This is a genomic window from Agrobacterium sp. ICMP 6402 (assembly GCF_009498615.1).
Taxonomy (GTDB): Bacteria; Pseudomonadota; Alphaproteobacteria; order Rhizobiales; family Rhizobiaceae; genus Agrobacterium; species Agrobacterium burrii.
Genome location: NZ_QSNV01000014.1, coordinates 73,932 through 98,786, shown reverse-complemented (window position 1 = coordinate 98,786; position 24,855 = coordinate 73,932). Strand labels below are relative to the sequence as shown.

Sequence of the window (24,855 nt, the reverse complement as noted above, 5' to 3'; positions counted from 1 at the left end):
GGGAGCAGCAGGATGAGAGTCAGACTACTTGTTTCAGCGGCCTTCATGGCCGCAACGATGACTCACGCCTTCGGCGCACAACAGCCTCGTCCTGGCACTTTGGATTCACGCGTTACAAGCGTCGTTTATCAGCCAAACAACGTGGTGAAGGTCTCCGCGACCTACGGCATCTCAACGATGATCATCTTCGATGAAGATGAAAAGTTCGAGACGATCTCTCTTGGCGACACAGACAGTTGGCAGGTCGCGCCGTCTGAAAAAGGGAACATCCTCTTCGTAAAACCTATTGCGAAGGGTGTCGCTACTAACATGAATGTCGTGACATCCAAGCGGATCTATTTCCTCGAATTAAATGACTACGCGCCGACAGACGAACGTAAGGTCTTCGGAATCCGGTTTGTGTACCCCGAGAAGGACTTGAACGCATCTCTGCGGAAAGAGGCGGAGTTTAGAGCCGCGAATCCGAACGTAAGCAATATCGACAAGGCCAATGTAAATATCGACTATTCATTTTCGGGTGATGCCGCTTTGAAGCCGTCTATGGTCTTCGATGACGGGAAAAAGACGTTCTTTAAGTTCAAAGGGCGCGTACCAGCGATTTTTGCGGTTCAGTCCGACTTCTCTGAGACCCTTCGGAATTTCAGAAAAGAGGGCGAATACATCGTCGTTGATGGCACGGCGACGCAATACACGCTGCGAGACGGGAACCAATGGACCTGCATTTTCAATCTACGCAAGCCCGATTTTGCAGCCCCTGACCCTGACATCATGGCTCCAAAACCTGATCCGGACGCAAGCAAGCGCAGAAGGAGCGGCAACTAATGAAGCGCAGTCCCGAACTTGAAGCTATGGCGCAGGCTGACGAAACGGATGTCAGCAACAAGAACGCAAAACGGAACCAGACGGCCGGAATGGCTGCTCTGGTGATTTTTGGCGTTATCGCCGCATACATGGTCCTTGCGACCTCGAAAGATGAGCCGCGAGATAATTCCCAATCAGATGAAGAGTTTCGCACCACGACGTTCCGGCCGCCTGGCTTCGTGCGCGATGGTGAGCCGCAACCTGCCCCGGAACAGCCGGTCGTCGTCTTACCGTCACCTCCGCCGCCTCCGCCGCCACCCGAGCCGCCAGCTGACACGACAACGTTCAACGTGCCGCCACCACCAGTGGCTCCGCCTCCTACCGTGGAAGTACCCAAAGTGGAGGAGTTTCCCGAGCGCTTCAGGTCAAAGCTCATCACTATGGACCAGAATTTGGGAGGCAACGGGAATGGTTCGCTGGACGGGTCGGCCAGCGGCCCGCCGTTGACGGTTGCCGGCGAGGACAAGAATAGCCAATACCTCTCGTCCGCGAGCGCGATAGGAGATCGCAGCGCCAAGGCCAGACAGCTGAAGCGCCTCGACGCTTTAGTGCCAGAAGGCACGCTTATTCCAGGCATTCTGGAAACGGCCATCGTGAGTGATCTTCCCGGGCAGATCCGTGCTATTACATCTCAGGATGTCTACTCGTTCGACGGCCGGCGCGTGATCATCCCTACAGGCACGCGCCTAATTGGCGAATACCAGTCGGAGGTTACGCGTGGACAGAAGCGTATCTTCGTCGTCTGGACACGCCTGATCCGTGACGATGGTGCCAGCGTGAGGCTAAACTCAATCGGAGCGGATAGCCTCGGTCGATCAGGATTGACAGGTCACGTTGATAACAAGTTCCGGGAGCGTTTCGGCGCTTCCATCCTTCTTTCGATCGTTGGTGGCGGCGCAAGCTATCTGACGGGATATGGAAGCGAACAGAGTTCAGGTTCCAACAATGATGATGCGCAGCGTGGGGCGGATCTCGCTCGCGAGACGATCGCACAGACGTTTAGCGACATGGCAAACACCGTGCTTTCGGAAAATCTTCGCATCCCCCCAACGATCAGCGTCCCACAGGGCGAACGCATCTTCATCTTCGTACGCCAAGACCTCGATTTCAGCGACATGTACGACGATCCGGTTACAGAAGCGATGAAGGAGATCAAACGTGAACGCTCCGGCAGGTAACCCACTGGTTCATGATCCCCACTATTTCCTGACCCGTTCGTTGGAGCCCATCAGGCCATTTCTTGATGATCCAAAGGTTGTCGAAATCGCGATCAACAAGCCGGGCCACGTTTACGTGGAACGGTTTGGCGCGGACCATATGGAGCATCATCTTATCGATGTTCTGACCGCGCAAGAGATAGAGAACATCGGAGAACGCGTCGCCGCCTCAACAAAGCAGTTCTTGAACCAGGCCAATCCAATCCTAAGCGCGGCGCTGCCCACTGGTGAGCGCATTCAGGTCGTTTTACCGCCCGCGGCTCCTGACGGAGGATCCATTACCATCCGAAAGCAGGTCGTCCAGAATTTCTCTCTGGAAGATTACAGGGACAACGGATCGCTCGATAAGGTGTCGGTTGCCGTTGGAGGGTTGAGCAATGTCGATCGCGAGCTCATCGGGTATCTGCGCCAAGAAAAGATCTACGACTTCATCCATACTGCGACCACGAAGCGGGTTTCGATCCTTATCAGCGGCGGCACGTCCTCGGGCAAAACGACATTCTTAAATGCCTGCCTCAACTCAGTTGACCTGAACGAGCGCATCTTGACGCTCGAAGACACGCGGGAACTTTTTCCGCCACAGAAAAACACAGTCCACTTGGTTGCTTCCAAAGGTGGGCAAGGTACGTCCAATGTGACCATTCAAAACCTGCTCGAGTCGGCACTGCGCATGCGTCCTGACCGCCTTTTCGTGGGCGAGATCAGAGGCGCTGAAGCTTTCTCTTTCCTGCGTGCCATCAACACCGGTCATCCGGGTAGCATGTCCACAGTTCATGCAGACACCCCTATGGGGGCATATGAGCAACTTGCAATGATGATGCAGCAATCTGGCATGTCGGCGGGCTACTCGAAGCAGGACTTAATGTCCTACATTCAAATGGTGATCCCGATCGTCATCCAGCTCCGCCGCGAAGGAGGCAAGCGCGGCGTTTCGGAGATTTTCTTTGCAAGAGATGAAGCATGACGAAGGGCTTCAAAGCCGTCTACCTAGCGTTTTGCCTCGCGGTTGCCTTTGCGGCCTGGATGCTTGGATATGGCGCTGGCCTTCACCTGTTTTACGGCGACGGCAGGATCCTCGATACAACGATACGAAGCAACCCTTTCGCGCCAATACAACAGTTCTGGGCTTACAGCGATAATCCTACCCTGCAGAAGGTCGCCCTGGGGTCATTGGTGCCTGCCTTCGTGATCGCCGCAATTACTGCCTATCTCGGCCTTAGGCCAGTTACGAGCCCATTAGGGGACGCCGCGTTTCAGGACATCGCGGGTTTGCGGACGGGGAAATGGTTCGGCAAGAAGGGGCATATTTTCGGTCGTTTTGGAGGCAAGGTCCTCCGGGCGCAGGACGATCGCCATCACCTGATCATCGGGCCGACAAGGTCCGGTAAAGGTGCCGGTTACGTCATTCCGAATGCTCTCATGCATGAAGGCTCGATGATCGTTACCGACCTAAAGGGAGAGGTCTTCAAGGCGACGGCCGGCTATCGGAAGAAGAATGGCAGCCAGGTTTTCATTTTTGCACCGGGCTCCGAGCGCACGAACAGCTATAATGCACTCGATTTTGTGCGACCGGAACGGGGCAATCGAACAACCGACATTCAGAACATTGCCAGCATTCTTGTTCCGGAGAACACGGAGTCTGAGAATTCGGTTTGGCAGGCTACCGCGCAGCAGGTCCTCGCCGGCGCGATAAGCTACATTCTCGAAAGCCCCTTCTACCGGGACCGCCGCAATCTGGGCGAAATCAACTCGTTCTTCAACAGCGGCGTAGATCTCCAGGCCTTGATGAAGCACATCAAGGAGAAAGAGCCCTACCTCTCGAAATTCACCGTCGAGAGCTTCAACTCATATCTTTCCCTGTCTGATCGAGCCGCTGCATCAGCGCTTCTGGATATCCAGAAGGCTATGCGACCTTTCAAGAACGAACGGGTTGTTGCCGCAACAAAATTCACGGACATGGACCTTCGCTCCATGAAACGGCGCCCCATTACGATCTATCTCGCTCCGAACATCACCGACATTACGCTTCTCAGGCCCTTACTGACCCTGTTTGTCCAACAGGTCATGGATATTCTCACGCTTGAGCACGATCCAAACTCCCTTCCTGTCTATTTTCTTCTCGATGAATTTCGCCAGCTGAAACGCATGGACGAGATCATGACGAAGCTGCCTTACGTGGCCGGTTACAAGATCAAGCTCGCATTCATTATCCAGGACCTGAAAAACCTAGATGAGATATATGGAGAGACCTCGCGGCACTCACTCTTGGGGAATTGCGGCCACCAGTTGATCCTTGGAGCAAATGATCAGGCGACGGCCGACTATGCGTCACGGGCTCTCGGCAAGAGGACCATTCGCTACTCGTCGGAGTCTCGCACAATCGAAATCATGGGACTCCCACGGCGGACGAAGGTCGAGCAGATTCGCGAGCGGGACCTCATGATGTCCCAGGAAGTCCGGCAAATGCCGGAAAACAGAATGATCCTTTTGGTAGAGGGCCAGCGTCCAATTTTTGCCGAAAAGCTTCGGTTCTTCAACACCCAGCCGTTCAAGGCAGCTGAGGCCTACGCCCAGGCTCACATCCCGAGTGTCCCGGATATCGAGTACCTTCCATCGAAGCCGGTCCCGGCGACGACTGCAGAATATGAGAATGCCGGAAATGTAGCGCCGGTAGCTGAGCCTTCGGCTGCAGTCCAAACGAACATACCGGAAGCCGATCCCGCTCAGAAAGAGCCGGAAAAGCAGATGCCTGCAACGATGGCGCTAGAGCCCGCGGATGTAACAGCGCCGGCAACCACCCCAGCGAAGCGTACCGTCAATCCAGCCGCATTGACCTCGAAAGCCAAAGCCTCGCCCGCAGCCCGACCCAAAACCCCACGGAAGCGCAATAGCTCCGTGTCGGATGACATTGCACGGCGAGAGGAGATTGAAGCGCTGCATTCCCTTGCAGCACAGAAACTTCGCGAACAGGTCGAGAAAAACAGCGTCGGAAAGAACCCGACTAAGCGAAAGAACATCATGGACGTTTTCGCTGCGACCGTTCCAGACCCAGAGACAGCCTGAATTTGAAACGGCCCTAGGAGTTTCGCTCTCAGAGCCGCTACGAATCTACTTGCTCGGGTAGAAGGACTAAAATGGCCAAAAGCCAGCGAGATACTGGCCGATGTCTCCAAGCCAGATCGCGGCCGCGTCATACCATCCGACAACTGTCTGATACGCGAAGCCGATAGCAGCGAGAGCAGCAACGAAGGCGAAGATCGCGACGATCCCTTTTCCTACGGCTTCGTCCGACTTTCTGTTCTCAGTCTGAATGACGTATCGGTTTGTCATGGCCTATCACCGCTCACGATCGTCCCGATCGCGGTCCCTCTGTTCATTTTGCTCCCGCTCAAGTTCTTCAAGACGAGGCACGTGCTGCTGCGCAGGGTCAGTTCGCGTGGTTTCTCCTGCTTTCTGCCCAGCCTCACGCTCCTGTTTTACACGATCTTGTTGCTTGTTTGTAGCCTCGATTGTGTCGGCCAACTCGTGCGCCTCGCGCTCGCTTGGAAGCTGACCCCGCTCCTCTTCCGCATCAAGCTGAAGGTCGCGCTGACGATCGTCAGGAGCATCAGACGTAGAAGCGGTTTTGTTGGTCGTGTTTTCGTCTGTCCGGCCGTCTTCGCGTTCGACTTTTTCGACTTCGCTGCGAAGCTCTGGATCCTCGACAGCGACATCGCGAAGGTAGGCGTTTCCGTCGGCCGCTAGCTCGGCGGCACGCCGCAGGGCTGACCTGAGCCCGGTCTCGTACATTTCAAGGTCTTCTTCAGAAAACTCGCCCGACTGTACCAGCGCGATACCTTCTCTGAAATGCTCGACATCGATCATCGCATCATTGCCAGCCTCAACAACCGCTTCGCCATGCTTGGCAACAGCCTCATCCCACTTCTTGCTGACATCGTCAGCCTCGTTGGCGAGGCGAAACGCGTCATCGCGAACAGCGTCAGTGGCGATGGCTCCACTACGTTCATCCGCTCCCCCACGCTGGTCCGTGGCGTCAGCAAGTGGTTCCCGATCGTCCTCGTTGCCAATCTGTCTATCGCCAACGCGCTCGGTGAGCTCGAGCATTTCACGGCGCAGATCAACAATTTCCCGGGCTGTAGTGGCAACCTCATCGAAACCGGCTCTGTCGTCGGGTCCAGCGCTTCGCTCAAGTCTGAACAGAGCTGTTTCGACAGTCTTTTCGTATGATTCAAACTCCTGGCGTGTCTGCTCGCGCATGTCCTCTGCCTCCAAAAGCATCTTCTGCAATGATATCATATTTGTACGGAAATCGCCGCCGAAATCCGAGTGAACGACTGTTGAATTATTTGCAGAATCCAGCTCTCTGAGCCCTGTCTCAATGACATCACGATGTTCAGCTGCGAAAGCTACAGTCCGCCTATCACCGGAAACCGCAGCTATCTTTTGCCACGTCTCCTGAGCCTTGACGGTATACTGCCGGCTGCGATCACTTGACGCTACGGTGCGTCGGCCCGATCGCTTTGCATCGTAACGAGCCTGAGCGGGCTCACTTGTTCCAACGTGGTCGGTCCTGCCCTCGCGGTTTACGGCCCTGACCTGGTTGCGCGTGTACGCGGGCGCTGAGGCAAACTCCCGTCGATCTGTCATTTCCATATTGACGCCGTGATCGCGCGCCTTCTCGGCCATCACTTCACGCCATTGGCGAAAGGTTGCCGGCGTTGTCTCGATACGGTCCCCGGCTTCTGATCGCATCGTGACGATAGCATGAGCATGGACATGCGGACGCTTGCCCCCCTCCCCTGGTTGCTTGGTATCGGTTTCAGGGTCGTGCATCGCAAAGACGTACCGATGTCCAGCAAACTGGTCAGCGAGGAAATCTCGAACAGCGCCTTCAAAGGCTCCTGCATCGGTTCCGGCTCGGGCGGACATGATGACATGCATAACATCACGGCTTTTGCGGCTATGAAGCTCTTCGCGCCACTCCTTTTGAACGAGATCTCCGGCCGCTTTACCGTCTGCTATTAAGCGACCGCGATCATCCCGAACCTCTGCACTGTCCGCGATAAGCTCCCGAACCTTCGTGGTGCCGTAATCGACACCGTTTCCATAGCCTCCGAAGGAAAACCTCGCAGCGCCCTGACCTGCGACTGCGCTAGCGTCAAAACTTTGCTGCACGATCCCGGCCGCCTTGGCGTCGGCTGTAAGCCTCTTACCCTGCCCGCTTCGTAGAACGACAAGGCCATCAATCGTCAATGAACCGTCAGCGCGCTCCGCAGCGGCATAAGCGTACCGCCGGTCGCCAAAACCACTCGATAGGATATCTCGCACCCGGCCATGCAAATCCTCTCCATCAGCATTGGCCGCGACCTCCACCGAGAAGCTTCCAATATCTCGGCTCTCCGTCCGGTTCTGAAACAGGTGGTTCCAGTCGCCCCGAACACGAGCAAGATCTTCACGGCCTTCAAGTTTCTCACCGTTTTCGTTCTCTACCTTCAACTCACCGCTACGCGAGACGTAGTTGAGCATCGATCCGACGCGTGCACCGCCGCCATAGGAGGCCATTTTCACAACAGCTGGCTGACTACCCTTCGCGACGCTCGTAAGACGCGCCTCCATCGGGCGGCTTGAAGCCGCCGCACTACCAGAAGGCATTGAGATCCGGGGAAACTGCATGCGAGGCATCCGCATAGGCTTCACCGTGGGTCCGCCTCCCCCGCCCTTAACCTCCTTGATCTGATGAACGTACTTGAAGAGATTTTCTTCAGATTGCGCCGCCTTTCCTCCAAGTGACATCTCATGCAAAAGCGTTGCGCGCTTCTGCTCCCAGTCACTCGTGAACGCTCCGAAGAAGAACTCCACCCTACGCCTCCCCACGCCGCTGATAGCCAGCACGCCTTGAAAGCGATCGGAGTTCAAGCATTACAGCGGCCTGAATCGACTGAACGTTAGCTAGATTGATATCTAGTTCACTCGGATGAACAGCCTTGCCGCTGTTCAGCGCTCGCGCGACCTGGTTCAAGTTCACACCGATCTTGCGCATATCTTCCAGCAATGCCGCCATAATAAGCCGGTCATCACGCGTCAAAATCGGCCGCACGCCTGCACCCTCAAGCAACAGCGAACGGAAAAACGCGGACACGCTCATATCAGCCGCTTTGGCCGCCTCTTCGATCTTTCCATGTTCGGCATCCGTCAAGCGCACGTTTACGAGCCGGTCTTTACGGGCCTTAGTCGCAGACGTCACCAAACTGTTTTCACTCATCAGCCGAAGGCCTTTCCAGCGCAACGCGAAGGCATCGAGGGCCAGTCCCTCGATAGAAACGACCAAAATGTAAAACATTTTTGCGTATCCTGCCACTCATAATATGAAACGACCTGCCACTCATAATATGAAACGACCTGCAACGACCTATAACCCCCTCCATCCCATTGCGTCCCACTAATACCGACGCTTACGCATCGGCTTCAAAGCATTGAAACGCTCACCAGGGTTCACCGCCAAAACCGCTAAGAAGCCCTTGGTATGGCAGCGGTACTCACCCGCAAGGGACGCTCCGCTCTACGCTCTTGCGGCTTCCGTTCGCCTACCAAAGTCGGCCTTCACGCGGCTCCGGGGTTCACCACTCGAACAGATCACACGAGGAAACCACACGGTAGGCCGTGTGGTTTTTAGATGTAGATTTTACCTTCTGTCCCTCAACATGGCGGCAAAGCACGTTGAGTACACTTCACCCGGACATATCATGTTGTCGTTTAGTCGTTTCGATCTTAACCGGCGAGTTGACCACCCGTGTGAACCCAACATAAGTTATCGTCGTGCGGGCGTGCCGCGACATGGTTCCGGTCGCCCTACGGCGTTTTTGTACCGTTGGTAAGATGTCAACGACCACGAGATGCTCAGTGTGGGCCTGCCGTTTGGAAGAACCGAAACGATGAGGCCACACGGATGCCCTGGGGGCCATCAAGAGGTCGGACAAAATTTTTGGGAGAAGCAACTATGACAATTTGCATGTCCGCAGTAAGCGGGAAAGGTGGTGCAGGAAAGACGACTGCTGTCATCCTTCTCGCAGGAGAGTTTGCTCTCGAAGGCAAAAGCGTGCTGCTCATCGATGCGGATGGTCGCCAAAACCTCTCGACTTGGTTCCAACGCTCAATTGAGAAAAACTACCAGCCAGACGGCATAGCGCTTGTGACTGCAGCCCAAGGTTCTGGTATTAGGCAAGTCCTCGAACAAGACGCTGCAGATTATGACGTTGTGATCATGGATTCTCCCGGCCAGGATACCGTTACCAGAGACACGATCATTGCTGGTTCCCAACTGGTAATAACGCCGATCCAACCAGCGCAGGACGAGATCGTGGCTGCTGGCCAAGCAGCCAGCGATGTTGCCGACATGAGTGATCAGATAGGACGGCAGATCCCACACCTCATATACAGGACACGGATAAGCATGCCGAACCGCGCACTTGAAGAGTATCGTTTAATTCGTCCATTTGTCGCCAACCTTCAAGAGGGCGGCTATAATTCACACCTGCTCGAAACCGAACTTGTTGAACGGAACCCCTATCGAGAGATTCGAACCGGCTATGGAACGCTCCAAATGCTTGAGCTAACCGATCCCGTGAAAAAGGCCCGTGCAGAAGCTCTAGCATTCAAGCACGAAGTTGAAAGCTACCTCCAGACGACCGCAAGGGGTTAATGCTATGGTTAAACGCGACACCAGTGTGACAGATTTTGCGGTTGCGCCTCGCAAACCGCGTCAGGAGCCACAAGTCGGCCAGTCTGTGCCTTCCAAGTCAGCTCCGGCCACTCCTGAAGTCGTGGTCACCGACAAGGCAGCCAACATGCAGCCGACGGACATAGATGCGAGTGCTACCAATCCTCAAGCCGACTTCGGCCCGAACCAACAAAGCGGGAATCTGATTTCTGCCAACGAGGATGTTCGGCGGGAGCGAACCACAACACGAGCTCTTCGCCAAGAAGCGTCGAGACTGCGCTTACAGGACCTGAAACAGACGAAGGCGAGAGAAAGCAAGCACTTCGTAAACTGCCCTCTCGACTTCGACACCAAGCAACGGCTCGCTCGAGCCGCGGTTGAGAACGAAATTAAAATGACGGTCATCATCAAGACGGCCATAGACCAATACTTGCGGGACAACGGGTATTGATCCTGGACCCCAAATTCCTTCTTGGCGTTGCGTTAGGTGGATTGCTCGGAGTTGTCCTCGCGCCGCAGGCGGTATTGGTCGGAATAGATCTTCCCGCCCTGAAACATTCCCTTCTGGCGCAAACAGTGAGTGGGACGGATGTAACCGATAAGGGCGACTGGCCGACTGACCAGGCAGCCAAGGAGCAACTGTTTATCTTATCCAAATGGGATATAGAAAACTACGGCCCCAAATCGTCAGTTCACGTCGATCGCTGCATTAGTTTAGCTCGAAACGCCATCGCATGTGAGTTGACTGCGAAACTCGGTTGGATCAAAGAAGATACCCGCTTGGAAGGGGTCTTTGAGCGGAAAGATGATATTTGGGCTCTAGTTTCTCTTAGAACCAAATAGCTGGATATTCTTGAAAATACACTATATCGCGCGGGTCGAAGCGGTAAGTACACCAAAACTGAGTTCGCCAAGTTGGCTAAGTTTGCAACTTGCCGCCGATTGTACACCTTACCCCCAAATTGGTAGAAAGACCGTTTGGTGATTCATAGGAACAGACTGGTGCCAAGTTGGTTCAGCTTGGTACATAATACCGCTTGAAAAGCGGATTGAGGCTGAGGGTGATGTCGGAAACGCGAGACCTAATCAAATACAAGAGTTCGAAGGGCCTCGTTGAGACCACTGATGAAGAAGTAGACCGGCCGCTTTACCGCCGCCCAGGCTTCGAAGGTATCGTGAGTTTCAAGGAAATGGACGAGAAACTTGCCGCGTTTCTGCGCAAGGCTCGCGAAGACGAAAAGCTCACCAGAGAAGAATTTGCTTCGATGGTCGGGCTCTCGACAGCAGTGTACGGTCGCTATGAGCGCGCGTTTTCGAGGATGACAGTCACGCGGATGATCCATTTATGTGAACTTCTTGGCTTCCAGCCGATCGACATCCTTTTTGCAGCTGCACCTCATCTTTACGGACGTACGCCGGAAGAAGCGAAAGATCACCTGGAGCTCTCGCACCTTACACGGAGTCTACCGCACGAAGCCGTGAGAAATCTTATCGGAATTATCGCGCGCATGACACCTGAAGAGCGCCCGGAGAGAGACAAGAAGTAAGGCGGCTAGCGGGGCCTTCCTCGGCTGATGGCATCGGCCACCCAACGCCAGGCGAAGCCATACGTCTTGCAAGACAGCTTCCTAGCCGGCGTTGCGTGAGATGGAGACAGCGCCGAACATCACCATCTCATCCCGCCTGTCGATCATTCTCAGTATTGGCGCGCATCAAGGCCATCAGCATCGGACCTAGCGAAAACTCACCCTTCTCGGCCCGTTGCGTCAGATCACGCAGGTAACCGCCTGCAGAGTTGATCTGGCCCCCCCGCTCCAGAATGCAGGCCATGACAGCGGCCGCATTCTCGGGTCCAAGGGTTTCGCAGGCGGTCTGATAGGCGCTCGGGCTAACGCCGAGCATCGAACGAACGACAACAGCGGCTGACATCAGCTCTCGCCAAGTTGCGATCTGGCCGCCCGGCCCGTAATCGCTTATCTGCGGGCAAGCCCTCAAAACCATACCAAGTGGGAACGCCTTTATCGGCTCCCTCTTCGGTCGACTGATTTCACTCGGCTTCGCGCCCTGCTCGTTTTCAGAGCTAGGTTCAAGTTCAATGATGGATTCGGGTTTTGAATTCTGTATGTGGCGCTCCGTCTGAGCACCATTGGTGCTTATATCTTCTGAATTACCCATCAAATCCAGCCGGTTGATGACTTCTTCGTAAAGAAGCTGCATCTCGTCGAGGATTTTTGCCAGGTCGGACGCTGACGGGGTGCGGGGAATCCGTCGGACGATGTCGAGGTAGACAGCCTCTATCGCTTCCCAGTCGCCATCAGCCCCCTCCTCGATCGCGGCGCTGATAACCTTTCGAACGTCCCGCCGGCATAGTGTAAGGCTCTCCTTGGCCTTGAGGAATTCGCGGCGATCGGTCGCCACCTGTTGAGCCGCCAACCCGAACTCCTCGGATCGAGCCAAAAGCGGAGAAAGATCAAATCCGAATGCGCGTTCGATCTCCCCTGCCCCATCTTTTCGAGCGTATCGTTTGCCATTGGGGCTATCCTTGCGGACAATCATCCCTGCATCGACAAGGATCGCTAAATGCCGCCGAAGGGTTGCTCCGGACATTCCGTTGGCGCGTACCATCAACTGAGCGTTGGAGGGAAATACCACCAGCTGCGCGTTCTGGCGCAATTCCTTTTCCGGATAGAACGTCAGCAGCGCATCAAGCACCGCTATCGAATAAGGAGGCAGCTTGAAGAGCTCGCGCGCTTCTTTGACGTCTCGAAAGATCATCCATTTATCAGCGCTCTTACCCGGCTTGATCTCGGAGACAGCGATTTGCCGTTTCACCAGAGCAAGCGTCATAGGTCGCCGCCCAAAGGGCGTCGTTACACTTCCTGTTTGCATCTCTTCAGCCCTCACAAAGGCAAAAGAAATCCGCTCGCCAAAACAGCGCCAAAGACTATTGACTGGGATTCGGGGAAATGCGATTCTCTAGTTGCGACACATATGAGAAGGGCTTCCACGACGGCGACGTTTGGGGGCCTTTTTCTTTTGCGGTTTTGATCTCCTAGTTGCGATCGGATTGTCAGCTGACAATCGAACTAATGGTTTGTTTCAGAAGCGTTTTCTTTTTCGAACTGTTCAACGAGATCGCTCATACGAGCGTCTAGGAATTTTGAAAATTCTTCTGATGTAACTGTGATCTTGGCGCCCCTGGTGGTTCGCTCTATCGATGCAAGCACGATACCCTTGCGCGTGCGAATCTTACCCGCGGTGCTCTTCTGCGGCAATTTTGCATCCTGAGCCTGACTCCACAGACGAGCGAAACGTTCATTCGTATCGATCGTTCTGAAATGAGGGTCCGCGATGGAATCCGCTACCCGTGCCGCCGCCGCTTTGTCTTTCAACAGTTCGGCAAAGGCCAGCCAGCGTGGCCGACCGATTCTAGAAGCGGGCCCAACAGCCATAATGATTTCCGTTGGAATGACGTCGGCCACTTGTAAGAGCCGCGAGGTTTCAGGCTTATCGACAGACAACGCTTGAGATATGCGGTCGCGATCAAAGCCGTGCTCTTCGAGCCGCCTCGCAAAAAGAGCGCGCTCGATGAAACTGAGATCAACGCGCGGCCCGTTTTCCTGGCCTTGCGCGACGATAAGTTCCTCGTCGGTCAGTTGGCGTACGATGGCTTTGACTGAGCGTTCCAGAATGATGGCCGCGCGCAATCGGCGGTGCCCGTAGGCCGCTTGGTAGTGGTTTTCCCTCGTAGGATGTGGCCGCACCAAGATCGGGACTTGCTGCCCGCTCTCGCGCATAGAGGAAATAAGATCCTCAAGGGCTGCATCGTGGTCCGTCGGAATGCGATCCTGAATGAAGGATGCGTCAATATGCGTCGGCGTCAACTCGACGACCTTGTCACCGGCTGCAAGCGCCAAACGTAGCTCTTTGGCCGCAGCGGCTTCATCACCGAGCCGACCAAGTGACAAGTTCATGGCTCGCACCGCGCCAGCTGGCTTGTGCTGTGGCTGAGTGGATGCCTTAGGTGGCCGTTCGCTACCCGCTGAACTGACCATATTTTTTAGAATGTCACGGCCCTTCATGCACGCCCCCATGAACTCTTGAGAAGTGCCTCAACTTCGAGGTTCACCCCATCCATTGATTCAACAGCGCGATCATAGGTCTGTCGATTCATCGATTCCCGTGCGGCCTCGTAGATCGTTTGCTTTGAGAGCCCGGCGTCAGAAATAGCCGTAGACTTCACCATCATCGAGGTCAGAACACGATCTCCGAACAAGCTTCGTAGAAAAGCAACGATCTGCGCTTGTGGGCCATCGTTCGGCTCGTACCGCGTGACCAGATAGCGCATCCAATCATATTCCAGATTGCCACCAGCGTCCTTGACCACAGAAAGAAGGTCCGATGTCATTGCCAAGAACTGGTTCATGGAAGCCACGTCCAGCATCTGGGGATGGACAGTGATTAACACTGCCGTCGCAGCGCATAGCGCAGAAAGCGTCAGGAACCCCAAGGTCGGTGGGCAGTCGATGACGACGACGTCGTATCTGTCAGAGAGGTCAGCGAGCGCGTTGCCGACGCGCATGAAAAACATGTCGGTTTCGGATCCGTTTCTTTCTGCGAGCGCTCGCGGCGTATCGTGCTCGAATTCATGGAGCTCAAGATTACCCGGGATTATATCCAAGCCCGGAAAATAGGTTTCTCGAACCACCTCCCCTACCGGGCGACGTAGATCATCGTATCGGATAGCCCCGAACAGTGTCTCGTTTTCGCCGACATCAAACTCCGGCTGATAGCCCAGCATTGCGGACATCGAAGCTTGCGGGTCGAGATCGACAGCGAGGACGCGGTAGCCGCGCAGAGCCAGATACTGAGCGAGATGCGTGGAGGTCGTTGTCTTACCCGATCCGCCTTTGAAATTGGTCACTGCGATAACCTGCAGATGTTCGTTTTCCCGGCGTCCAGACAAATAGGCTGGTTTGGTTTTACCCAGAATCTGGCGGATTGTGTTGATTTCGGTCAAGGAGAAGGTCCGTCGGCCGCCCGACGTCTTCTCGGAGGTAACAGAATCTTCCTGAGCCGCCAGATGGCGCACGTAGCTGTCCGTTACTCCGAGCAGTTTTGCGGCTTCCGTGCTACTAAAGCGGCGAAGTGCCTTTTGCGCATCAGGTGAAAACAGCCGAGCGGAAAGTTCCTGAAGATTGCTGCTGAGCTTCGCGGCATCATCGGCTATAGTCTTATCAATCGAGACGCGCTCGATTTTGTCGACTTTATTGCTTTTTGCGCTCTTATTCGCCATTCACGGTAAACCTGACAATTCTCTTCAATTTGCGCAAATGATCTCATAGACGGCATAACCGTCAAGCTGTTTTTGGTTAACCGAAATTAACCATTTGCGTCCTCTTAATTTCGTCTGATATTTCATATGGTTACTTCAATTGTCAGCTGACAACGGATTGCCTGAGAATCGTCCTTAGCATCTGACGGTCTCCGAGTTGGAGAGAATCGGTATGAAACAGAGGCAACTTGCCTCCGTTTCGAACCTCGTCGCAACGACTGCCTTTGTGTTAGAGGGGACGCTAGGCCGCCTCAATATCTATTGCGCCTCGAAGGCCGTGAAGGTAATCAGCAACGGCCTGAGCCTTGGCGGCGGCTGTGACGATCGCCCGCTTATCCTGCTTCAAAACCGTCAGCCAGCTTTCCAGATAGGTCGCGGTGTTCTCGCGTGGATCGTGCTCAACGCCAAGGTCAGCGCAGACGAAAGCCGCCGACAGTTCGGCAACGAGCTCTTCTACGGCACAGGTTTCGGTCCCAAACCGGCCGGAAAGATCGCGATCGAGACGTTGTTTCGAGCCGGTCCAGTGGCCGAGCTCGTGCAGAACGGTGCTGTAAAGATGGACTTCGCTTAAGAAGCGTTCACGCGCGGGCACCTCGATGTCGTCGGGACTTGGACGATAGCAGGCGTGCTTGCCGCCGTAGGTAATCTTCGCGCCGGTTCGACCGATAAAGTCTTCGACATGCCTGAGGAGCGGCATGGGGCCTTCCGGAATGTCTTCAACCGGGCTTTTGAACCGGTCGGGTAGGCCATCGATCTGCTCGACGTTGAAGACGGTGTAGCCCTTCAGGTACGGGATGCTCTTGTCGTCGGCTTCCTGCGCCTTCGGAGTGAAGGTCCCGTACTTGACGACGAGGGTTCCCTGTTCGCCCTTTCTGACCTGGCCCCCAAGATCCTGAGCCTGCCGGTAGGTCATCCAGGTGTTCTCGTCGTAGCCGGCGAGCTGGCTGGAAAGCCACAGCATGATGACGTTGATGCCGCGATAGGCCTCGCCGGTGGCGCGTTGCGGTACCGGCGAGCGGCGGACGGTCCCGCGCCAAGGGCGGATCCAAGGTTTCGTTCCTGCTTCAAGCTGCTCGATGATGGCATCCGTGATGCGCCGGTAGGTGTCCTTGCTCTGCATAGCCGTCTCCTTTTCGTTGGTTGACGGCAAAAAAAGGAGATAGCCGAGACGAGCCCATGCACCCGGAGGGCCGCAACGGAGAGGAGGACCGCGAAGCGGTTGAATGGGGGAGGGGCTATCGTCGTCAATCACCCAACGAAATGGGAGACAGCAAACACAAGGGAGCAGGCCGCTAACGGCGCTGCGGTTTCCGGTACTGCAACGGGTAAGAAGCCGGGCTAACGACCCCGGTCCTCCCGGTCGTTCTGCTGCTGACGGGTTGCCAGATGCTGCGCTTCAACGGCCTTGAGCTCTGCGTTGTGATTTGACGGCTGCGGCGCTTGTTCAGCCTTTTGCTCGACGCTCTGAGGCTGCGCTTGGGCCTCCTGCTCCAGCCGCCCCAAGGTTCTGAAGTCAGATCGGGCGGTGAACTTCACCTCTTCGTCGTCGGCCGGGATCCGCTCCGGAAGGTCGGCGCGATCGACAGCGATAATGCCGTTCTCGGTCACAAGGGTTGCAACGCGATTGTCATGACCGAACACCTGGCCCTCAATCTCTTCGCCCGGACGGGCAGTCCGAACATAATGCTCGAATGACTTCTCACCGACCTGCTCCAGATCCGCAAAGGCACCACGCAGCGCCTCGCGGCGGTTGGGGTCTATCGCATCCTCGATGACGTGCCTCAGGGCAGGGCTGGCAGGGTCATTTGTCGTGGCAATGGACGCTTCAATCATACGGGTCTTGCTGATCACGCTCATATCGATGTCATGCCCGTAATGCCGGCCGAGCTCCGTGATGAAGGTTTCCTGGGTTCTTCCGTTGCCTTCGCGAAATGGATGCACGTAGTTCAGTTCTGACAGCATTTTTGCGGCCCGCTCAACGAATTCTTCCCTGCTGGCGGCTCGTAGGGCCTGCGGATCACTGATCGGCTTCAGCGCCTCATTCAGACCCATGTCTATACGCGCGCCATGTAGGAAAGACGTTCCGCCTTTTGAAAGGCCGCCAATCGGCTCGACACGAGCTCCGTCAACCACCGGGCTTTCGTTTCGGGTATGACCGGCCCATTCGTACACATCCTGGAATATGTGCCCGTGGATCGCCTTGAGATGAGCGGCATCAAAGTTCCCCGTGGGACCATCACCCTCAAGGATTTCCGAAATTCTGTCTTGCGTTGCACGGTACTCGACCGTGCGAAGCTCCGATTTGAATTCGATACCGAACTTATTACGAAGAACGTTCTGGCGATCCGGATCGTCTGACGTGTTGGGATAAGTGTAGGAACCCCTGGGGTGTTCTTCAGCCATGCGTAAACCAACAAAAGGCCGTCTGCGCTAGCAGACGGCCTTGAGCCTCTTGAGACTTGAATGAAATGATCAGCCCTTGGGCTGCGGCAAGATGCGGGCGCGATACTCTTCTCGGGTGAGATCGCCGGCAACGTAAGCAGCGGTTGCCGCTTCGAGCAGGGCGTCGTTGCCCTGATAGCCTTGGCGAATATTCATGGCGCGAGCCTGATCGGTGCTCTTCTTTCGAGCCGCGACGGCTTCCGGGGAGCGGTCGGGACGGGTGGAATGAATGTTCATCGACAAATCTCCAATTACTGGTCAACCTAACACGAAAAGGGCCGAAAATCCAGCTATTTGGCGGATTTTCAGCCTTTTCGGGGCGAGATGCCCGGTCATGAACCGGGCTTCTCTGCGCAATCAATCGCGGGGTTCCCACTCGATGATTGCCTGAAGGGTCGGATCGTCCTGGCCGGGGAACCGGCCCAGATTGGCATTAAAGCCCATGCGCTTGATCGAGATCGTGTAGTAGGGCTTGCCTTCGCCGTTCTCTTTTTTCCAGATGCCGCCCACGTCGAGCTTGTGACCTGCGGGAGATGTTGCATAGACGCGGTGCGTCGGGGCTCTCTCGTTGGTGGAAGAAAAAGGCGTTACCCTGATTTCGAGGTCTCGCTCGATGGTGGAGATGAGGCCGGTACCGTCTGCGGTTTCGATATTGTCGCCGTTGAACTGGATGTAGTTGGTGATGTTTTTCATGGTGGTCACTCCTCTTTGGTGGTTGCGATGAGCGTTCACAAGGCCCAGCGGAAAGCGGTGCGCACCGGAGGCCGAAGCGCAGCGGAGGAGGCTGGAAGGGTGCCAAATTTGCTTCGCGAGGAAGCCGAAGGCGGGGAAATTTGGTGGACAGCCAGCTTTGAGCAAACCGCGTCGCTGTGCGAACGGGCATCAAGAGCAACCGCCTTGGAGGGGTGTCTACTGAAAGCGTCTACCAAACATCACCTGTACGACCAACGACAATAACCGCATATTCGTGCGCCAATATTATTCAACTTTCGCAAGCATACAACCGGAAACAAACGGCTTTTTGCTCTGCAAGATAGCCAATTTGGCGCTACCGAAGGAGGATTTCGGCGGTTCCAGATCCAATTGTCATTGGGCTACTGATGAGAATTGGAACGGCGATAGTTGCTCGGCGCGTCGATCTCGGCCGCCCACTGGCCCAAACGTCTGCCTCGGGCGCTGTCTTCGGCCTGATGGTAAGCCTCAAGAGGTATTGAGTTGCCTCGCGGTAGATACTGCAACAGAAGTCGCGCCTGGCCGGCTTTCACCATTTCAAGGCCGATATCGGTTTGCTGGATGTAGCACTGTCCGACTAGGCGACGGTATTGGTCCTCGTCGATGATGGTGCATGTCACATGCTTCCCGTCGATAAGGCGGGAAAGATAGCTGCGAGCCTCGACACCACATGCCCATTCGGCTCCATTCTTCCAGCCCTTTTGCGAGCGCTCGCAGGCGTCAATCGCCGCAATCCTGATCCGCTGCTGTCGAATGCTGAAGGTGTCGCCATCGATCACGCGTGCTTGCCCGGAATAGTCGGCCGCGCCGGATGGTTGTGAAAACACAAGAGCGAACAAGAGAGCCGAAAAAACGGGTTGTATTCTCAATTTAGAGCCTCCGTGGAGTTGCGGGCGGCAAGCCCGAAGACGGAACGCGAAAGATGAAGCTCACCGGATGCCGCCCGGTCCGTCATGGCGCGCAAATACCCTCCGGGCGAGCTGACTTCTTGGCGGGAATATTTCTCGAACGTGACCGCGATGGCGATCGCGGCGGCCTGCTGGCCCATCTGATCGACGGCGCGAAGCCGCGCGTCCTCTGAGACACCCGCCAAGCGGCAAATTTGCGGGGCGATGCGGGCTAGATCGGACCAGCTGCGTGGCGCGGTGGTGAAATAGTCTTTCAACGATGGCGCCGCCCTCCACACATCATCAAGAGCAACAATCCCTTGCTGCGGGCGAGATTGCCTATTGTCTGGGTCGGATCCTCTCGTCAGGCTTTCCTCAAAAGCCCTCTTGCTGGTGTAGCCAGCCTTAGGTGAATTGTGTTGGCCGGCTTTAGCCGGACGCCGTTCCTTTTTACTCAAGTCAAACGGATGGGGGTTTGTAATCTGTTTGTGCATGTCGTTTTCGACATTCGTGCATGTCATATTATCATAATCAGACACACTTTGCGGCCGCATCGATGCCTTGAGTGATCGTCCAACAAGCCACTCCAGCAGGATCGCTGCACGCCTCAAAACAAAAGCGGGCGCTCTGCCGGCGATACCAACAAAGGCAGCAATACGGTCGATGCGCGATGCAAGGCTCGCAAGGGCGGTTTTCGTCAAATCGACGGCATTCACCAGCGCGTAACGGGCGCTCCTGAGTGCGTCGCGAAAGCGGCGGGCAGCGGCGTCGCTGGCGCGTTTCTCCTCTCGCTTCTGCCGCACTAGGGCGTCGAGCTCACGGTAGCGGGCAATCAGCACACGCAAATCGATGCCACAAGCGTCTGAAATCTCGCCTTCGCCGTCCCTAATCGGATAGCGCTTGAAATTTGCGCTGTCCTGCATGGTAACGAGCCCGGCGTCGAACAACCTCGACAGGATACGGCTGACCCGCCCAGGTGAGCGGTTAATCTCGAACCCCAGCTGATTGTTGGACTTGAACACAATGGGTCGACCACCCTTGTCGAAGGCGTCGGCCCGGGCGGTGTTGACGATTACTGTCAGCAGATGGCTTTCGGTACTAGTAATTAGGCCGGTGCATGGAAGACTCTGTGACAACACCGCCAACTGGCCGCGCGTCACCGTTCCGACTTCCGTTGACTGTGCCAGTCGCCGGAACTCAGCTCTCTCCTTTGTCATTCTGCGGCCAGTTAGCTGCTTGTTCGTGAGGGTTTCCCTCATTTGTCATGTCTCCTGTTCAAGGGACCAGACAAGGCTTCGCCGTTCACCGAGAAGGCGTTTTTCTTATTGACAGGGGAAGGGGGGTCTGCGAAAACAAATCTGCTTAATTATTTGGTTTTTTGCAGACCGCTTCCGGGTTTTCTCGGGAGCGGTTTTCTCTTTTCTGGGCCTGCGTGTTCTCCAGACTTGGGTTAAAAGGGTACGAGCCGCAGCAGTAGCTGATTCCGGCCGGAGACAATACATAGCTTGATTACCCAACTTGGCGCAACGACTGAGCTTTCTCTCAATCGTTATTCGCACTTCAACGCGGCTTCCACGCCTAAAACCCCTGAAAATTATGGCTTTATATTCGTAGCGGCGTGCGCAAGAGCGTTCGGCGCCGTTACCGAAATGGCTCAAACATCGGTTAACAGCACCTTTAGAGGGCTTTTTGACCTCGGGTGGGACGGAGAGTTTGAGAGGAGGGGGCCTGGGCCTCCTCTCAACGGAGGGGCGCGTTTCGCGACGCTCCGAACCCATGAACCGGCTTTTCATCCCTATTGCACCAAGTTTGCGAATGACAGAAAGCCCGCCTTTGGTATCGGACCAAAGACGGGCGGGGCGGGGCGGGGCGGTGAGAGCCAAGAATCAGGCGATTTGAGCCTGTTCCTCGAAGAACGTGGGCGGAAGATCGAAAGCTTCCAGAGCGGTGTTGACTGCCGTTTGAACATCCCCCCAATCCACATGCTCTGGATCGGACAGATACGCTTGAATAAGTTGGCAGCAGCATTCGGCGGCTTTGGTGGGGTCGGGGACTTGATCGAACATGACTTTGCCTCGTGTCGAGAGGGAAGCCGGTCACGCTGGAGGACGTGACCGGCTGACAGCAGCGCGGCTATTCCGCTGCCATCGGGAAAGTTTGCTCATCCTCCGAACGGAGTTCCGTCTGATACTTCTCGGCCTTCGGATCAGGCGCGATCCGGACCAGCGACGGAAGCCAGCTGGACCCTTTGATTGCGGTTTCGGCAAAAGCGGCCGCCTCGGCCTTTTTCATACCTGCGATACGCGAAGCGAAATCAGCGCCTTTCACTTCTGCCACCGCCGCTTGAATGCCTGCGCGATTGAGGCTCGAAAAATAGCTTTCCGCTGTCGTCTCGAACCAGTCGGTCATATCAACCTTTAGGGTCTGCCCGATCTGGTCTGCATGGGCGCATGCGTCCTTGCGGAAGCTATGTTTCGTCTCGACCGCATTGAGGGTGTGCGCAGCGGCATAGGCCAGCAGTCCCAAAAGCTCCGACTGCGACTTATCAAGAAGATGGTCCCATAGGTCTTCCGGCTCGCCGGGAAGTTGATAACCGAAATTTTCGGCAATACGGTCCCATTCCGCGGTCGCCCGGCTCGCATCCGGTCTTTTCATCGAACCTTGCAAACGCTCATGCGTCACGGCGATCTGCAACGCGGTCATCCCTCGTGAACGGCCATAGGTGCCGGGATAAACAAGATCGAGCAGCATCGCGTGAACGACGCTGACCAGAGCGACATCGGGATTGTTGGCAAGTTCGACGCGGAGCGAGGCTGTCTTCTGCGCTGTCAGGTCTTCGACCAGCACAGCAGAGTGGACGATCTTCGGCGAGCCGACCTCCTCATCCTTCTCGGAAACCTCGGACCCGCTATCGTCATCCTCCGTTTCCGCTTGCTCGTTCTGTTCGTCATCACCCGGCTTGCGGATGCCAACGGCAATATCCGCCCTTCCGTAGTAGTCCAAGGAAACGATAACCCCGCTTTTCGCCTTGTCCTCGTCGGAAAAGACTTCCTGCATCGAGTCCAGTTCATCCAGTCGTGCGCTAATGGCATCGATGCGCTCGGACTGGCTTTCCTCGCCCCCGTCACGGTCCATGAGCTCTACGAGTTCATCGTGTTCGGCGCACAGGCGCAAACGTTCCGACTGTTCATCAGGGGAAAGCTCGATCTGTTTCGGATAGACGCGAGGAACGCAGAAAATCCAGTCGGGCCGCTGCATGTGGGTTTCGACAAATTTCCAGCCCTGCGACAAAAACGGTTCGGCTACCGCTGCCAACTTCTCGCTGACCAGCTTTTCAACCAATATTACGTCGAGCGCGAACCCGCCGCCCTGCGCGTCGAACAGGTCGCGGCGAACTGCGCCTCCTGCCTGTTCATAGACATCAAGGCCACCGATGAACTTGATACGCTTGTCGCTTCCGGCAATTTCGTCCGTCATCAGTGCCGACTTAATCCGCGAGATATCGCGGCTCCATCGATCAAGAGACTCCCAGACCTGTTCCTGACGCTCGTGATCATCGCAGACCGTAAAGGCGGTCAGCTGCTCAAACGTCATTTCGTCGTCGCGAAACAGGGCCAGCAAGACCGGCGAGACCTTCGCCAAGGCCAAACGGCGGCGAACGATGATTTCAGTGACACCGAACCGCGCAGCGATATCCGCGATGGCCTTGCCCTCGTTGACCATGGCCTTAAACGCCACATACTGGTCAGCAGGGTGCATTTCCTCACGCTGCACGTTCTCGGTCAGGCTAAGCTCTGTCGCCTCGTCGGCGGTCTTTACGATAGCGTTCACGGCATAATCGGCTGCGATCTGGCCGCGCTCGACAAGGAGCAACAGGGCAGCGCGCCGACGACCGCCCGCCGTAACAAAGTAGCGGCCCTTTGGAGCCTTGCGCACGACGATGTTCTGAACAACACCATTGGCGAGAATGGACGCTGCGAGGCTTTCGACGCCCTCGGCCTTGTAGGTTTTGCGGACGTTTTTCGGGTCCGTATCAAGCTTGCTAAGCGGAATGCTGACAATCTCGGTCATAGGTCAATCTCCAAAGTTTTCCCGGTTCCCTTGGGAGCAAGCCCCGCTAGTGGGCGAAGCCTCTGCCTACGTTCCGTAGGATGTGCCCCCACATCCGGCGGAACGAAGGGGGAGGGCGCAGCCCGCTCCCGTCAGGGGGTGGAGCGGGTCATGGGTCCGGAGGAGGGAAAAACGGAAGGTTCGCCGGCTCGGCGGTGAAAGCCGTTTTTCCAGACGAGGGACAGCGCTTGCGCGCTTGCCCATTGGCGCGATCCGCGACCTGTCGTAAGAGCGGATAGGTATAAAAAATCGTGCGTCCGCTTCTCGGACGCTCATTCTAGAAGTGAACCGGCCAGCCGGTTCCCCGGATCGATCTGCCCGCTCCGCTCCGAGTGTTGGGCGCTCCGCTTCACGGGCAGATCTAGTTCAACGTGAATTAGCGCAATGAGAAAGTGCACCGTGTTGAGTGCCGCTCGGCGTGTCGGTTGGCGCTTGCTCGTTGCGACGAGCCAAACGAACAATGAAGAGTATCGGAGCTTTCAGCATAGCGACGGCCCTTCTTCAGGCCGGGAAAGCGGGAATTCTCGACGCGGTTTTGCCGGGAAAAAGGAAGCCGCAGGAGGCTTAGCTTGCGCCGCGAAGCGGAAGCCGGGACCGACTTCCTCCGGCAAAACCGCACCGCCTGGCTCTCAATGACCTGACGCTGCCGTTTCACTTTTCATGATGTAGTGCGCGATCTGAAAGACCTTCTCGATAGCGTCGGCCAGATCGAGAGAGGCTTGCTGTACATCCGAGGGTATTGAGGGGTCCGCTGCCAACGCACGAAAACCCTGCCTGAGCTCTTCGCAGGGATCAGCGATGTCATGCACCCTCGCCAATAGTTGCTGTCTTGAAGTCATCGTTCATCCGTCCGGTCTTTTGCTTAGTGTTCTAAAGCATATTGTACGGGATATTAAGGGTTCCCTGATGCAATACGGGGATGACCAGACGCCCGCGCCCTTCAACGCAGCCGCTCCGTACAGAAGAGAATGCGCCCCTGCAAAGCGGGCGCGTGCGACGCCGCGACCCTAGTCAGCCGCAGTTGCTGTTCGATCCCATGCCCGTGCGGATCGAACCATGCCTTGCCAGTCTCGTCGCGCGCCCGCCAATCGGGCCGGAATGGTCATGGGATATCAAGTGGGACGGATAAGGGCGCGGCTTTGCCTCATTGAGGCTTGTTGGCGTTTCCGGCCTTGCCATCGAGCTCGACCTGATAGGTGAACTCGACCTTGGCGAGGAGCGGAAGCATGATGGCGATGGAGAACTTAAGTTGGCCCTTATGGGCCAACTTCGCGATTTGCCGGTTGATGAACTGGCTAAGGCGACGGCCGGTTTTCTGGCAGAAGGTTACGAGCGTTTTCATGAGGTGATCCTCCTTGGTGGTTGTGCGTAATCGCGAAACTCGAATACGGTTGGAGCCGCCGAGTGCATCGCGCAGCGATCGCAACGGAGCGAAGCGGAGAGGAGAACCCCTTGGGGTTGCACGCAAAGGCGGGGCCTGCCGTATCGTGCGCAGCATTAGATTACGTACAGCCACCAAGGAGAGACCGGTAAACGCGGCCTTCGTAGCCCCGG

Annotated in this window: 23 protein-coding genes; 8 read left to right on the top strand and 15 right to left on the bottom strand. The window is 56.0% G+C overall.

The genetic code is table 11. The features are described from left to right. The first annotated feature begins 12 nt into the window (after positions 1–12). From DXT96_RS25225 to DXT96_RS25210, 4 genes are read left to right on the top strand one after another with little or no spacing between them, the layout of a single operon-like run. Positions 13–822 (top strand): TrbG/VirB9 family P-type conjugative transfer protein, encoded by an 810-nt coding sequence (locus DXT96_RS25225; protein ID WP_153516974.1) that lies wholly within the window; start codon positions 13–15, stop codon positions 820–822. Next, positions 822–2,039 (top strand): type IV secretion system protein VirB10, encoded by a 1,218-nt coding sequence (gene virB10 / locus DXT96_RS25220; RefSeq protein ID WP_153516973.1) that lies wholly within the window; start codon positions 822–824, stop codon positions 2,037–2,039. The genes DXT96_RS25225 and virB10 overlap by 1 nt, the downstream gene beginning before the upstream one ends. After that, on the top strand, positions 2,020–3,042 hold the full coding sequence (gene virB11, locus DXT96_RS25215) for a P-type DNA transfer ATPase VirB11 (RefSeq protein ID WP_371419005.1): 1,023 nt from the start codon (positions 2,020–2,022) through the stop codon (positions 3,040–3,042). Before virB10 ends, virB11 begins: the two co-directional genes overlap by 20 nt. After that, positions 3,039–5,141, top strand: coding sequence for a type IV secretory system conjugative DNA transfer family protein (locus DXT96_RS25210; protein WP_153516972.1), 2,103 nt, complete (start codon positions 3,039–3,041; stop codon positions 5,139–5,141). The genes virB11 and DXT96_RS25210 overlap by 4 nt, the downstream gene beginning before the upstream one ends. A 66-nt stretch (positions 5,142–5,207) precedes the next feature. Here DXT96_RS25210 and DXT96_RS25205 read toward each other — a convergent pair whose 3' ends face one another. Genes DXT96_RS25205 through mobC form a run of 3 tightly spaced genes read right to left on the bottom strand, consistent with a single transcriptional unit; the run spans position 5,208 to position 8,340 of the window. After that, the gene (locus DXT96_RS25205; protein WP_045232523.1) at positions 5,208–5,408 is read right to left on the bottom strand and encodes a hypothetical protein; all 201 of its coding nucleotides are present in this window, start codon (positions 5,406–5,408) and stop codon (positions 5,208–5,210) included. Positions 5,409–5,414: 6 nt separating this feature from the next. Next, a complete protein-coding gene (locus tag DXT96_RS25200) occupies positions 5,415–7,937 on the bottom strand; it encodes a relaxase/mobilization nuclease domain-containing protein (RefSeq protein WP_371419003.1) in 2,523 nt (840 codons plus the stop codon). A 1-nt stretch (position 7,938) separates the two neighbouring features. Next, a complete protein-coding gene (gene mobC / locus DXT96_RS25195; protein ID WP_153516987.1) occupies positions 7,939–8,340 on the bottom strand; it encodes a plasmid mobilization relaxosome protein MobC in 402 nt (133 codons plus the stop codon). Between the two features lie 747 nt (positions 8,341–9,087). Between mobC and DXT96_RS25190 the strand changes: the two genes are divergently transcribed. From DXT96_RS25190 to DXT96_RS25175, 4 genes are all read left to right on the top strand, one after another. Then, on the top strand, positions 9,088–9,777 hold the full coding sequence (locus DXT96_RS25190) for a ParA family protein (RefSeq protein ID WP_371419002.1): 690 nt from the start codon (positions 9,088–9,090) through the stop codon (positions 9,775–9,777). A 4-nt stretch (positions 9,778–9,781) separates the two neighbouring features. Further along, positions 9,782–10,246 (top strand): hypothetical protein, encoded by a 465-nt coding sequence (locus DXT96_RS25185; RefSeq protein ID WP_153516970.1) that lies wholly within the window; start codon positions 9,782–9,784, stop codon positions 10,244–10,246. After that, the gene (locus DXT96_RS25180; RefSeq protein WP_153516969.1) at positions 10,243–10,638 is read left to right on the top strand and encodes a hypothetical protein; all 396 of its coding nucleotides are present in this window, start codon (positions 10,243–10,245) and stop codon (positions 10,636–10,638) included. The genes DXT96_RS25185 and DXT96_RS25180 overlap by 4 nt, the downstream gene beginning before the upstream one ends. A 221-nt stretch (positions 10,639–10,859) precedes the next feature. Beyond that, positions 10,860–11,342, top strand: coding sequence for a helix-turn-helix transcriptional regulator (locus tag DXT96_RS25175; RefSeq protein ID WP_153516968.1), 483 nt, complete (start codon positions 10,860–10,862; stop codon positions 11,340–11,342). A 127-nt stretch (positions 11,343–11,469) separates the two neighbouring features. Here DXT96_RS25175 and repC (DXT96_RS25170) read toward each other — a convergent pair whose 3' ends face one another. The 12 genes from repC (DXT96_RS25170) to DXT96_RS25115 form a co-directional block, all read right to left on the bottom strand. Further along, entirely contained in the window at positions 11,470–12,684 is a 1,215-nt protein-coding gene (repC, locus tag DXT96_RS25170; protein ID WP_153516967.1) for a plasmid replication protein RepC, read from the bottom strand. Between the two features lie 197 nt (positions 12,685–12,881). Next, on the bottom strand, positions 12,882–13,877 hold the full coding sequence (gene repB, locus DXT96_RS25165) for a plasmid partitioning protein RepB (protein ID WP_153516966.1): 996 nt from the start codon (positions 13,875–13,877) through the stop codon (positions 12,882–12,884). Continuing rightward, positions 13,874–15,091: a plasmid partitioning protein RepA gene (gene repA, locus DXT96_RS25160; RefSeq protein ID WP_153516965.1), complete on the bottom strand. Its 1,218-nt coding sequence runs from the start codon at positions 15,089–15,091 to the stop codon at positions 13,874–13,876. The genes repB and repA overlap by 4 nt, the downstream gene beginning before the upstream one ends. A 280-nt stretch (positions 15,092–15,371) precedes the next feature. After that, positions 15,372–16,250, bottom strand: a complete 879-nt coding sequence (locus DXT96_RS25155) for an ArdC family protein (protein ID WP_153516964.1) — start codon at positions 16,248–16,250, stop codon at positions 15,372–15,374. Positions 16,251–16,468: 218 nt separating this feature from the next. Further along, positions 16,469–17,533, bottom strand: a complete 1,065-nt coding sequence (locus DXT96_RS25150; RefSeq protein ID WP_153516963.1) for a Fic family protein — start codon at positions 17,531–17,533, stop codon at positions 16,469–16,471. Positions 17,534–17,602: 69 nt separating this feature from the next. Continuing rightward, entirely contained in the window at positions 17,603–17,809 is a 207-nt protein-coding gene (locus DXT96_RS25145; protein ID WP_153516962.1) for a hypothetical protein, read from the bottom strand. A 120-nt stretch (positions 17,810–17,929) separates the two neighbouring features. Then, entirely contained in the window at positions 17,930–18,265 is a 336-nt protein-coding gene (locus tag DXT96_RS25140; RefSeq protein ID WP_153516961.1) for a DUF736 family protein, read from the bottom strand. A gap of 401 nt (positions 18,266–18,666) precedes the next feature. Further along, positions 18,667–19,173: a thermonuclease family protein gene (locus DXT96_RS25135; protein ID WP_153516960.1), complete on the bottom strand. Its 507-nt coding sequence runs from the start codon at positions 19,171–19,173 to the stop codon at positions 18,667–18,669. Next, positions 19,170–20,450: a plasmid replication protein RepC gene (gene repC / locus DXT96_RS25130; RefSeq protein ID WP_153516959.1), complete on the bottom strand. Its 1,281-nt coding sequence runs from the start codon at positions 20,448–20,450 to the stop codon at positions 19,170–19,172. The genes DXT96_RS25135 and repC (DXT96_RS25130) overlap by 4 nt, the downstream gene beginning before the upstream one ends. A gap of 627 nt (positions 20,451–21,077) precedes the next feature. Continuing rightward, the gene (locus DXT96_RS25125; protein WP_153516958.1) at positions 21,078–21,257 is read right to left on the bottom strand and encodes a hypothetical protein; all 180 of its coding nucleotides are present in this window, start codon (positions 21,255–21,257) and stop codon (positions 21,078–21,080) included. A 67-nt stretch (positions 21,258–21,324) separates the two neighbouring features. Beyond that, positions 21,325–23,262 (bottom strand): ParB/RepB/Spo0J family partition protein, encoded by a 1,938-nt coding sequence (locus DXT96_RS25120; protein WP_153516957.1) that lies wholly within the window; start codon positions 23,260–23,262, stop codon positions 21,325–21,327. Between the two features lie 1,183 nt (positions 23,263–24,445). After that, positions 24,446–24,643 (bottom strand): hypothetical protein, encoded by a 198-nt coding sequence (locus tag DXT96_RS25115; protein WP_153516956.1) that lies wholly within the window; start codon positions 24,641–24,643, stop codon positions 24,446–24,448. Positions 24,644–24,855: the final 212 nt, after the last annotated feature.

What these genes read in the sequence shown, in the direction of transcription:
- DXT96_RS25120 (WP_153516957.1), bottom strand. Translation starts at nt 23,262, where the DNA reads ATGACCGAGATTGTCAGCATTCCGCTTAGCAAGCTTGATACGGACCCG.
- DXT96_RS25150 (WP_153516963.1), bottom strand. Translation starts at nt 17,533, where the DNA reads ATGGCTGAAGAACACCCCAGGGGTTCCTACACTTATCCCAACACGTCA.
- DXT96_RS25155 (WP_153516964.1), bottom strand. Translation starts at nt 16,250, where the DNA reads ATGCAGAGCAAGGACACCTACCGGCGCATCACGGATGCCATCATCGAG.
- DXT96_RS25140 (WP_153516961.1), bottom strand. Translation starts at nt 18,265, where the DNA reads ATGAAAAACATCACCAACTACATCCAGTTCAACGGCGACAATATCGAA.
- DXT96_RS25125 (WP_153516958.1), bottom strand. Translation starts at nt 21,257, where the DNA reads ATGTTCGATCAAGTCCCCGACCCCACCAAAGCCGCCGAATGCTGCTGC.
- DXT96_RS25175 (WP_153516968.1), top strand. Translation starts at nt 10,860, where the DNA reads ATGTCGGAAACGCGAGACCTAATCAAATACAAGAGTTCGAAGGGCCTC.
- repC (WP_153516959.1), bottom strand. Translation starts at nt 20,450, where the DNA reads ATGAGGGAAACCCTCACGAACAAGCAGCTAACTGGCCGCAGAATGACA.
- DXT96_RS25185 (WP_153516970.1), top strand. Translation starts at nt 9,782, where the DNA reads ATGGTTAAACGCGACACCAGTGTGACAGATTTTGCGGTTGCGCCTCGC.
- repB (WP_153516966.1), bottom strand. Translation starts at nt 13,877, where the DNA reads ATGAAGGGCCGTGACATTCTAAAAAATATGGTCAGTTCAGCGGGTAGC.
- DXT96_RS25145 (WP_153516962.1), bottom strand. Translation starts at nt 17,809, where the DNA reads ATGAACATTCATTCCACCCGTCCCGACCGCTCCCCGGAAGCCGTCGCG.
- DXT96_RS25205 (WP_045232523.1), bottom strand. Translation starts at nt 5,408, where the DNA reads ATGACAAACCGATACGTCATTCAGACTGAGAACAGAAAGTCGGACGAA.
- virB10 (WP_153516973.1), top strand. Translation starts at nt 822, where the DNA reads ATGAAGCGCAGTCCCGAACTTGAAGCTATGGCGCAGGCTGACGAAACG.
- repC (WP_153516967.1), bottom strand. Translation starts at nt 12,684, where the DNA reads ATGCAAACAGGAAGTGTAACGACGCCCTTTGGGCGGCGACCTATGACG.
- repA (WP_153516965.1), bottom strand. Translation starts at nt 15,091, where the DNA reads ATGGCGAATAAGAGCGCAAAAAGCAATAAAGTCGACAAAATCGAGCGC.
- mobC (WP_153516987.1), bottom strand. Translation starts at nt 8,340, where the DNA reads ATGAGTGAAAACAGTTTGGTGACGTCTGCGACTAAGGCCCGTAAAGAC.
- DXT96_RS25115 (WP_153516956.1), bottom strand. Translation starts at nt 24,643, where the DNA reads ATGAAAACGCTCGTAACCTTCTGCCAGAAAACCGGCCGTCGCCTTAGC.
- DXT96_RS25225 (WP_153516974.1), top strand. Translation starts at nt 13, where the DNA reads ATGAGAGTCAGACTACTTGTTTCAGCGGCCTTCATGGCCGCAACGATG.
- DXT96_RS25210 (WP_153516972.1), top strand. Translation starts at nt 3,039, where the DNA reads ATGACGAAGGGCTTCAAAGCCGTCTACCTAGCGTTTTGCCTCGCGGTT.
- DXT96_RS25190 (WP_371419002.1), top strand. Translation starts at nt 9,088, where the DNA reads ATGTCCGCAGTAAGCGGGAAAGGTGGTGCAGGAAAGACGACTGCTGTC.